Here is an 8,216-nt window from a genome sequence, read left to right as displayed (position 1 = left end):
ATATGCCTTTTGCCAGACGTAAACCGAGGACTCGGCAACCCGGAGAATTCTCGCCACCTCAGGCTTGGTGCGCCCCTGCTCCAGGAGCTGGATGGCATAAATCCGCTCTTCGTGGCTCGACCTGCGCCCCTTGCGTGCCATAATGCTATTCTAGCATAGATCTAGGCTCTAAAAACTTAATTTCTGCTTAGTACGACATGAGCCCCCCAGGTTACTGTAATAGCATTCGACTGAGAGATTGTCAGGCATTCGTCCTAACACGCAAGACCTAAAGGCCTTGTGATCGGCCGGGTGCATGCTCCGATATAGCCCTGCTCTCCCAGCGGATCAGTGACCCGTATCAATAAGCCGAACCCGCGCCGCCGTTGACAAGCGGTTTGGCCGCTTGCACTCCATCCAAGACCAGAACAACCATTCCAGCGCCTTGTAGTAGGCATGCTTATCTGACCCAGTCGCGAGGAAGGGGCCAGTGAGCATGGCCGACTCCTGTGTCCCGTGGGACTTCAGGAGGTGCAAGGACGCGAGCAATCGCCGCAGGTTAGCGATGAACGGCGATGCGTGGTCGGGTTTCGCCCGTGATTCCGGCAGCCGTTTACGGAGATGTCGCTGCTGAACGCCTTACGATGTCGCTACTAAACCAGCCGAGGGCGTGCCGCAGACGCCGCGTCGGTGGATGCCGCGAGGCGCGATGCCGTCCACAGACCATCGCCCGCCACCTCGGACACTCGCATAAACCGTGTGGCAGCGGAGACATCCGGGAAGACTCCCAGGACCCCACCCTTGAGGAATTCTTTATCATCCCCTCTTTCTGCGAACAAGAGCCATCACAGTGCCACAGCCTCCCAGCAAGGCGCCGATCGCACCAACCGCAGTCCATATCAAAATAGCGCCGTTATCGGAATCGGATGATGAACCATCCGAGCGGACAGTCCTATTCGGCGACGCCGATGTTGATGTGCCTGCCGAGGACCTCGCGTTGAACGAGGGAACGCTGATGTCGCCAGTAGGCGTAGCGGCCTGTGGAGGCGGCGACGACGCGGGGGCCGTTGGTGCAGCCGAGCTTGGAGGTGTCTCGGGCGAGTTCTGAGCCGATGGCGCGCCGGCGCCAGATCCATTTCCTCCGCCCCCATTACCGCCGCTTGGCTGCGGGCAAGCTGATAGGCCCGGGGTCGGCGCGTTCAACTCGGTGTCGATATACACGTTCGGAACGTATCCGCCGCTACTGAGCTGATCCCACAGGCTGTCAGTGAATCCGTCCGAGTCCGTCACAGTCTGGCCTGATGTCTCGCATGTCACGTTTACGAGCTGGCCGTCCGGCAGGATCCCGCCAACGGGACTAGCGCTTGTCGAAGTTCCGTCCACTGGCTGCACGCCGCTCCCGCCCGTCCACGCGACCGGGTAGGTGCCAACACCGAACTGATCCGATGGACAGGCTGGGACGATTGCACCGTTGGAGCCGGTATAGACCAGGGCGTCCGGCACGTATCCGCCGCTGTCCAGCGCGTCCCAGATGTCTTCGGTTCCCCAGTTCCCACTGACCGGCTCACCCGCGACGAAGCAGGAGAAGGTGACCGTCGTGTTGGCAGCGATGGTGCCGAGTTGCGCGTTTGAATAGCCGGGACCGCTCATGACATTCACGCTAGTGCTGGTAGTACCCGTAGCGGCAAACGCCGTCGGCGCATCCACTATCTGGATCGAGCAGATGAGTATCCCGACAAGCACTCCCGCGACTAACCACCGACGCAGCATTTGGCACCCCTATAGATGAGGATGAATCGTTATACTGCGGCGACGACAACCCTAACACGGCTTTAGTCTCCCCTCCCGCCGACACGATCGGCCAGCATGCAGTCCAGTTGCCGAACGCCCGGGAAGGCCCCGCGCGGCCGCCGCATCCATGGCAGCACCCGGCTCTCCGCCGCGTCGAAGAACACCGCCGCGATCACCCCGCGCCCCGCGGTCAGCATCACCGCCTGCAGCAGCTGCCGTGCCAGCGACGACTCGGGCTCCTGCCAGTCCTCTGTCGAGACCCGCCCGTAGAAGGCGAACCGGAGGCATCCCCGGACGCGCATGCCCGCGCGGCTGGGCCTCAAGCCCTTCGCCCACTGTGCCAGCATGCCGTGGACAGACGGCTGCCTGCCGGTCAAGACCGCCGGCGCCGCGCACATCCAGGCCACCTCCCCGGCAGGCACATCAGCAAAAGAAAAGCACAACGTGTTCTGATAATCCAGGAATGAACGCCACTACTCCAGCGTCAGGAAAAAATAAGACAGTGAGCCATTTTCATCCTGCATTTGCCTCGCGGACCTGCAAGACGTGGATGGCCTTCGCGAGCTGCCCGGCGCGCCAGGGGCAGCAGCGAAGCTTGCGGAGGATCCTCCAGGTCTTGAGCTGGGCGTTGGCCCTTTCTCCGGGTGATCGGAGTTTCGCGTGCGCCTTATTTGCGTCTTTTTGTGACTGCGGCTTGTTCTTCCCCCTGTACGGGATCTTCGCGTACGCGGATCCCTGGTAGCCCTTGTCGGCCAGGGTGACCAGGCCCGCGGCCTCCAGTTCGGCCAGCACGCCCCAGATCCACTCGGCCTTCTTGTCGTGCACGGAGCCGGGCAGCGCCCCAGACACCCACAGGACATCACCGCCGGGGCTGGCGATGACCTGCAGGTTCATCCCGTGCTTCTTGTGCTTGCCGGAGTAGAACGGCCGGTCCGCTGCGACCCGGTCGATCGGGATCAGCGTCCCGTCGATGACGACGTAGGCGTACCCGGCCTTCTTCGCGTCCCGGACCGCCTTGCGCAGCTTCGGGGCGCGGGCCGCGAGCAAGGCGACGGCCTCGTTCACGTACCGCCAGGCGGTGGAAGTCCCTATCCCGAACCCAGCGGCGAGCTCGCCGAACGTCTCGCCTTTGCGCAGGTAAACCAGGACCGCCAGCGCCTGCTGGCCAGGGTTCAGCTTCCGCCACAGAGAGCCGATCGAGATCCTGTGGCGGCGGATGATCCCGGACACGAAGGCGAGGGTCCGGGACGACAACGGCAGCGCGGCACGGTAGAACAGCATGGGAGCCCCTGGTGGTGGAGTGGATCTTGGTCGACTGCCTCATCTACCAGGGGCTTCCCGGGCCTTGCCGGAGGCGCGCCGCCACGTGATCACACCGTGACTAACCCATCACAACCAGGATGAAATTGGCTCAGTCATCGCGAATCTCGCCGGATATTTCATTTCCTTGTGCAGTTCACGAGTTCCGCTCCTGCGACCGGCTACGGGTGAGCAGTTCGCAGCGGGTCGGCGGTTTCAGTTCGCCCTGCTGGTATTTACCTGGCATGATTTAGGCGATGCTCGCAGTCCTTGCGCAAATCGTCCCTGCAGCCGTAAGGACGGCACCAGCAACTCGGTCATCGCTCAGGTAGGTGAACGTTCATGCGGGAGTGGCAGTACTGGACGCGGAACAAGCTGAGCATCCTAGGCGGCTACCTCCCCGCCTTCAATGTCGCATCCAAGAGGTCCCCTGAACGGTTGTACATCGACCTGATGGCCGGCGAGCCGTTTAACCGCGACGCGCAGACGGAGGAGGAATTCGACGGGTCCGCGCGGCTCGCCCTGTCCTGTACGCCGCCGTTCACGCGCATAGCGCTTTGCGAGATGCCGCAGAAGGCGGCGGCGCTGGAGAAGGATCTCCGCGACCGATACCCGGGCAGGAGCTTCAAGGTCTACCCCGGAGATTGCAACGAGACGATCGGCCGGGTGCTTGCCGACCTTGACCAGTGGCGCTGGGCTCCGACTTTCGTCTTTGCGGACCAGCAGGCAGCCGAGATCCACTGGGAGACACTGAAGAGGATCGCCGCCTTCCGGACCGGGAAGACGAAAGCCGAGATATGGCTGCTGACGTCGCCCTCCATGGTCGCCAAGGGAGTCGCGGGGACAAACGGCGAAGCGTTCGCCACACGGGTGGACGCGCTTTACGGCACCCGGGACTGGCGGCGAATCCAGCTGGCACGCGACCGCGACACCATCAGCGCGGACGAATACCGCGACGAGATGGTCAATCTGCAGCGCTGGCGGCTCGAGCAGGACCTTGGCTATGCGATCACCGCGCGGGTCCCGATGCGGATGCCGAGCGGGATGCCCATTTACGACATGGTCTTCGCGACCGACCATCCAGTCGGCAACAAAATCATGACCGACCTGTACAGGAAGGCCGCCGAACGGGAGCCTCTCATGCGGCAGGAGGCCAAGGCCAAGGCAAAAGACAAGCGGTCCAGGGACGCCGGCCGGGACACCCTGTTCGACTTGCCCCCGTCTTCGATCCCTGTCGACACCCTCTCCTGGGACCCCACTGACTCCTGGGACCCCGCGACACGATCCTGGTGGCACCAGGATCCGGATCTTTCCGCGTAGCGGGAGTCTGTCCGGCCCTACGCCGCGGCACCTGTACGGGCGGGCATCTCGTCCCATACGCGCCCGTCCAGTTCGCGCCCTCCGGCCTTTGGCGTACGGCCGCCCCACTGCTTGAAGAAGAACGGAACCGACGCGCTCACGCACCTGTCCCGGATCACCGTTACCCACGACGGGTCCAGAGGCCGGTGATCAGGGCCTGACTCGCCGCCAGCGATAACCCAATCGATGCCTGTCAGGTCCAGGCGGTCCAGCGGCCCGATCAGCGGCTCGCACGACAGGAAGCGCACCGCAGCCGGAACAGCCCGCAGGTGGTCCACGCGGGACAGCACCGAGGCGTCCTCGACCGAGACGCCGAGCCACAGGTTGGGCGGCCAGTCAAGGCGGTCCGCGATCTTCGGCAGCCGGGCCGAGCGCTTGGTCAGCACCTGGTAGGTGTGCTGCGGGGTGCCGGCGATCACGTCGAACACGTCACGAACGAAGCCGAGCGGCACCCGCACGTGAAACAGGTCGCTCATCGAGTTGACGAACACCGTCCGGTGGCCTGCCCAGGTGTACGGCAGCCGCAGCGCATCGGGGTGCACGGTGAGCCCGAAGCCCGGCCCGGACGTGCGAGGGTCGCCGTCCGCCTGGTACTTGGCCTGTCCCATCGCCTTGAGCCGCTTGGCCAGCGTAAGGGCATAACAGTGGTCGCACCCGGCTGAGATCCGGTCGCAGCCGGTGGTCGGATTCCAGGTGACCTCAGTCCATTCGATACCTGTGCCTGATCCCATGTGTCCTCCGCACAGTTTTTCGTACCTCTGACCGAACAGCCTACTCGCTTAAATATTTAGCGGTAAAGATTTATTGCTAGGATAGCAGCATGGCCAGGCCGGGTCGGAGGAAACGTGCCGAGAGCCGCTACGCCGAGCAGGCCGAGCGGCTGGCGGCGCGGTTGCGCGCGCTTCGCGAGCAGCACGGCATGACCCAGGAGCAGCTAGCGGCCCAGGCGGAGATCTCCGTAGCCACGGTTCGGAACATCGAAAGAGTGATCGTGGTCGAACCGTCCCTTTACACCGTTCTCGCGATGGTGCGGGTCCTCGGCGCATCAATCGAGGACGTGGCCATGTAGCGGCGGCCAGGGACTTGACGATGGTCCAGTGTTCAGCGGCGAGGCGGAAGCGCTGTACCTCTACCTGGTCTCCGAAGTCCACAGGTGGGCGACAGCCTCCCTGTTGGTGCCCTGTTCAGCCCTGCTCGTCCCGGCATCGCGGCCACGCTCCCGGCGAGCGTCGCCCACGGCCTAAAGCCATGGCCTGTCGGTGCCGCAATGGGCGCGCGGCCCCGCTCTGACCCAGTCGGCTGGCACGGACTGCTCATGATGATCATTCCCGGACTCAGCTGAACACTGGGAACGTCCCTGCGCAGACGGAGCAAGCGGACTAATGCAACGGCAATCCGTGTCTGAATCCGGCACCGGTACGTACTTGGACACCTGCCCCGGCAAGCGCACGGCGCCGTCACCGAAAGTAACCCGCAGGTCTTCTACTTTCCTCGTGGAAAGGGTGCTTATCGATGCTCTTATGTTTGTCAAGGGGCTCGGATGTCGTTTCGGTGGCGGTAGTTTTGGTTGCGGCCGGCTTATTGCTGGGGGCGGACAAGACAGGGAGGGGCCGCTCGGTGTGGAGGCCAGGCTCTTATTAGGTCACGTCCAGCAGGTCAGGAAGATTGGGCCGGGGACGGCCGGCGGATCGTTCGCAGGCCAGCAGGTTCGCGGCAGCCGATTATCGGGTCAGGCCGTCCCCGGGGTCTGCGGGTCAATCAGCGGCCGGGCGCAGGTGCGGGTAGACCTGGCGGGCGACGTAGCGCTTCAGGCAGCGGATGATCTCGGCCTTGGATTTTCCTTCTTTGGTGCGGCGTTCGACGTAGGCGCGGGTGGCCGGGTCGGAGCGCATGCGGGTGAACACGATCCGCCACAGGGCGTGGTTGGCCTGCCGGTCGCCGCCGGGGCAGTGCCGGTGGCGGGTGACTTCCCCCGGCGATGCGGGAATGGGGGCGGCTGCGCACAGGTGCGCCCAGGCGGCCTCGCTGCGCAGCCGCCCGGGGTGGTCTCCGGCCGCGATGAGCAGCAGCGCCGCGGTGTTCGGGCCGATCCCGTACAGGGCAAGGAGCCCCGGAGCACGGGCTGCCACGAGGGGGACGATGAGCTCGCCGGGGCGCTCGAGCTGGCCGCCGGGGAACACGGCGCGCCGTCGACGGTGCCGTTCCGGCCCTTCGGCGCGCCGCGGGCCCGGCCCGACTGGGCAGCCCGGGCGGCACTGACCGCATCCAGCGGGTCGGACTTGCCCTGCCGGCGCCGGTCCTGACGGTCCGAACGGTCCACTTCCACGACCCGGATGCCGGCCGCGGTGATGTGCCGGGCCAGACCGACGCCGTAGCTGCCGGTGCCTTCGATCCCGACCAGCCCGACGGTCCCGAACCCGCCTAGCCAGCCCAGCAGGCGGGCGTAGCCGGCCCGGCTGACCGGGAACTCCTGCACGCCGAGCAGCCCTCCGATGGGATCGAGCGCAGCGGCGACATGCACATCAGCATGGGTGTCCACGCCGCCGGTGATGACGCGCGTATCTTCTACAATGGTCACAGCCATCCCTTTCTGAGGTTGAGGGATGGCACGCACCCGCTGGCCGTCGGACCTGTGAACCCCGGCCTCTTGCCCAGGCCAGGCAGATCAGACCGGCAGCGCCGGCAGTTGCCAGAAAACCTGGGACCCGGCCGACAGATCGTCTCGCAGGACAGCCCGAGCGGCGTCAGCCGAATCGGAGGTCAGGCCGGGACCCAGGCCACCGACCCTACGCCCGCACTAGCGCCAAACCACGGAAGCAGGGCCGGAAGCAGTATCCACAGTCTCCCTGCCGATTAGGAATGCCTACTGAAACGATAGGAATACGCGAGCCCATGCGCGCAGAACATCCGTTTCGGCATCCGTAGCTACCGCCGAGGATGGTTGACCCTCGCTCTCGATCAACGTCATCGGCTGGCGCAAAAAGGTTGGCTATACAGGTTGCACTTCTGCGGCAGATTGCTCCATCTCCGCCGTTGCTCACATCAACCAGAGCCTATCCAGTTCCCCCGAACGGCCTCGCTGCTCGGTCGAGCAGACCCCTGTCGGGCGTGCTGGGATCAACCGCAGAGGAAAGTGCCAGACCCCTGCGCCTTGCAGCCTTTAACCGCTACTATGTTCTGGCGTCCGGGGAACCCGCGGCCCACGCCAGCAGCCGCTCGGCCTGCGCGGCGCTGGCGCGCACCCGCAGCTGCCCCAGCGGCTCCTCGGCCCTGCTGATCGCCACCGCCGTGTGCGAGGCTTTGTGCGGATCGACCCCGATCATCACTGCTGTCATGACCGGCCTCCCTCTTCCCGGTACCTGGTGGGACCGCAGCGGGCACGCCTACTTCCAGGACCCGACCGCGAGCGCTCGCGCCCCGACCGCGAGCGCTCGCGCCTCTTTTGAGCCACGCCACGGCGAGGTCCCGGCAGGCCAGCACGTCGTTCGAAAGCCAGGCCCGAAGCCGGCAGGCGGTTACAGAGCCACGCTCGCCAGGACCTCTCAACGCTACGACCAGGCACCCCAACCCGGCCAGGCCGCAACGTGTCAATGTGAGGTCTCAGGACATGCTTTACCGATTGTTCGCAGGAGGTGCTTGACGTCTCAGGACTGGGTTTTCATGCCGCGGACGTAGAGCCGGGTGATGGGGCTGGTGTCCTTGCGGGGCTTGACGGCGAGTTCTTCCTCGCCGTGGAGGATGCGGTAGCAGGTGTCTTCGATGATGACGGTGACGAGCTTTCCGGCGTG

8 protein-coding genes and 1 pseudogene are annotated in these 8,216 nt (G+C 64.9%); 2 read left to right on the top strand and 7 right to left on the bottom strand.

Annotated features, from left to right (window positions below):
• The 3 genes from Q1N79_RS30610 to Q1N79_RS08565 form a co-directional block, all read right to left on the bottom strand.
• Positions 1-141, bottom strand: a 141-nt coding sequence (locus Q1N79_RS30610; RefSeq protein ID WP_367185044.1) for a helix-turn-helix domain-containing protein, incomplete at its 3' end; no start/stop codon positions are given.
• A 1,670-nt stretch (positions 142-1,811) separates the two neighbouring features.
• A complete protein-coding gene (locus Q1N79_RS08570) occupies positions 1,812-2,072 on the bottom strand; it encodes a hypothetical protein (RefSeq protein ID WP_300606404.1) in 261 nt (86 codons plus the stop codon).
• A 211-nt stretch (positions 2,073-2,283) separates the two neighbouring features.
• Complete coding sequence (locus Q1N79_RS08565) at positions 2,284-3,051, bottom strand: transposase family protein (RefSeq protein WP_300606401.1); 768 nt, start codon at positions 3,049-3,051, stop codon at positions 2,284-2,286.
• Between the two features lie 360 nt (positions 3,052-3,411).
• Between Q1N79_RS08565 and Q1N79_RS08560 the strand changes: the two genes are divergently transcribed.
• Positions 3,412-4,389, top strand: a complete 978-nt coding sequence (locus tag Q1N79_RS08560; protein WP_300606398.1) for a three-Cys-motif partner protein TcmP — start codon at positions 3,412-3,414, stop codon at positions 4,387-4,389.
• Positions 4,390-4,406: 17 nt separating this feature from the next.
• Here Q1N79_RS08560 and Q1N79_RS08555 read toward each other — a convergent pair whose 3' ends face one another.
• Positions 4,407-5,159, bottom strand: coding sequence for a DUF5131 family protein (locus Q1N79_RS08555; protein WP_300606395.1), 753 nt, complete (start codon positions 5,157-5,159; stop codon positions 4,407-4,409).
• A gap of 89 nt (positions 5,160-5,248) precedes the next feature.
• Between Q1N79_RS08555 and Q1N79_RS08550 the strand changes: the two genes are divergently transcribed.
• A complete protein-coding gene (locus tag Q1N79_RS08550) occupies positions 5,249-5,497 on the top strand; it encodes a helix-turn-helix domain-containing protein (RefSeq protein WP_300606392.1) in 249 nt (82 codons plus the stop codon).
• A 685-nt stretch (positions 5,498-6,182) separates the two neighbouring features.
• Here the strand turns inward: Q1N79_RS08550 and Q1N79_RS08545 are convergent.
• The 3 genes and pseudogenes from Q1N79_RS08545 to Q1N79_RS08540 all read right to left on the bottom strand — a co-directional run bounded on the left by Q1N79_RS08545 (position 6,183) and on the right by Q1N79_RS08540 (position 7,763).
• On the bottom strand, positions 6,183-6,557 hold the full coding sequence (locus tag Q1N79_RS08545) for a transposase (protein ID WP_300606389.1): 375 nt from the start codon (positions 6,555-6,557) through the stop codon (positions 6,183-6,185).
• Positions 6,558-6,664: 107 nt separating this feature from the next.
• A pseudogene (locus tag Q1N79_RS30605) lies at positions 6,665-7,012 on the bottom strand (transposase); the annotation flags it as partial.
• 586 nt (positions 7,013-7,598) lie between these two features.
• Entirely contained in the window at positions 7,599-7,763 is a 165-nt protein-coding gene (locus tag Q1N79_RS08540; RefSeq protein WP_300606386.1) for a hypothetical protein, read from the bottom strand.
• Positions 7,764-8,216: the final 453 nt, after the last annotated feature.

Origin of the sequence: Trebonia sp. (assembly GCF_030042015.1) — a bacterium.
In the GTDB taxonomy this organism is placed as follows: Bacteria; Actinomycetota; Actinomycetes; order Streptosporangiales; family Streptosporangiaceae; genus Trebonia.
The sequence above is the reverse complement of the archived record's forward strand: the minus strand, read 5'-3'. Positions and strand labels throughout refer to the sequence as shown.

Coding starts and splice junctions, on each gene's coding strand:
- Q1N79_RS08565 (WP_300606401.1), bottom strand. CDS start 3,051: ATGCTGTTCTACCGTGCCGCGCTGCCGTTGTCGTCCCGGACCCTCGCC.
- Q1N79_RS08560 (WP_300606398.1), top strand. CDS start 3,412: ATGCGGGAGTGGCAGTACTGGACGCGGAACAAGCTGAGCATCCTAGGC.
- Q1N79_RS08540 (WP_300606386.1), bottom strand. CDS start 7,763: ATGACAGCAGTGATGATCGGGGTCGATCCGCACAAAGCCTCGCACACG.
- Q1N79_RS08550 (WP_300606392.1), top strand. CDS start 5,249: ATGGCCAGGCCGGGTCGGAGGAAACGTGCCGAGAGCCGCTACGCCGAG.
- Q1N79_RS08570 (WP_300606404.1), bottom strand. CDS start 2,072: ATGCGCGTCCGGGGATGCCTCCGGTTCGCCTTCTACGGGCGGGTCTCG.
- Q1N79_RS08555 (WP_300606395.1), bottom strand. CDS start 5,159: ATGGGATCAGGCACAGGTATCGAATGGACTGAGGTCACCTGGAATCCG.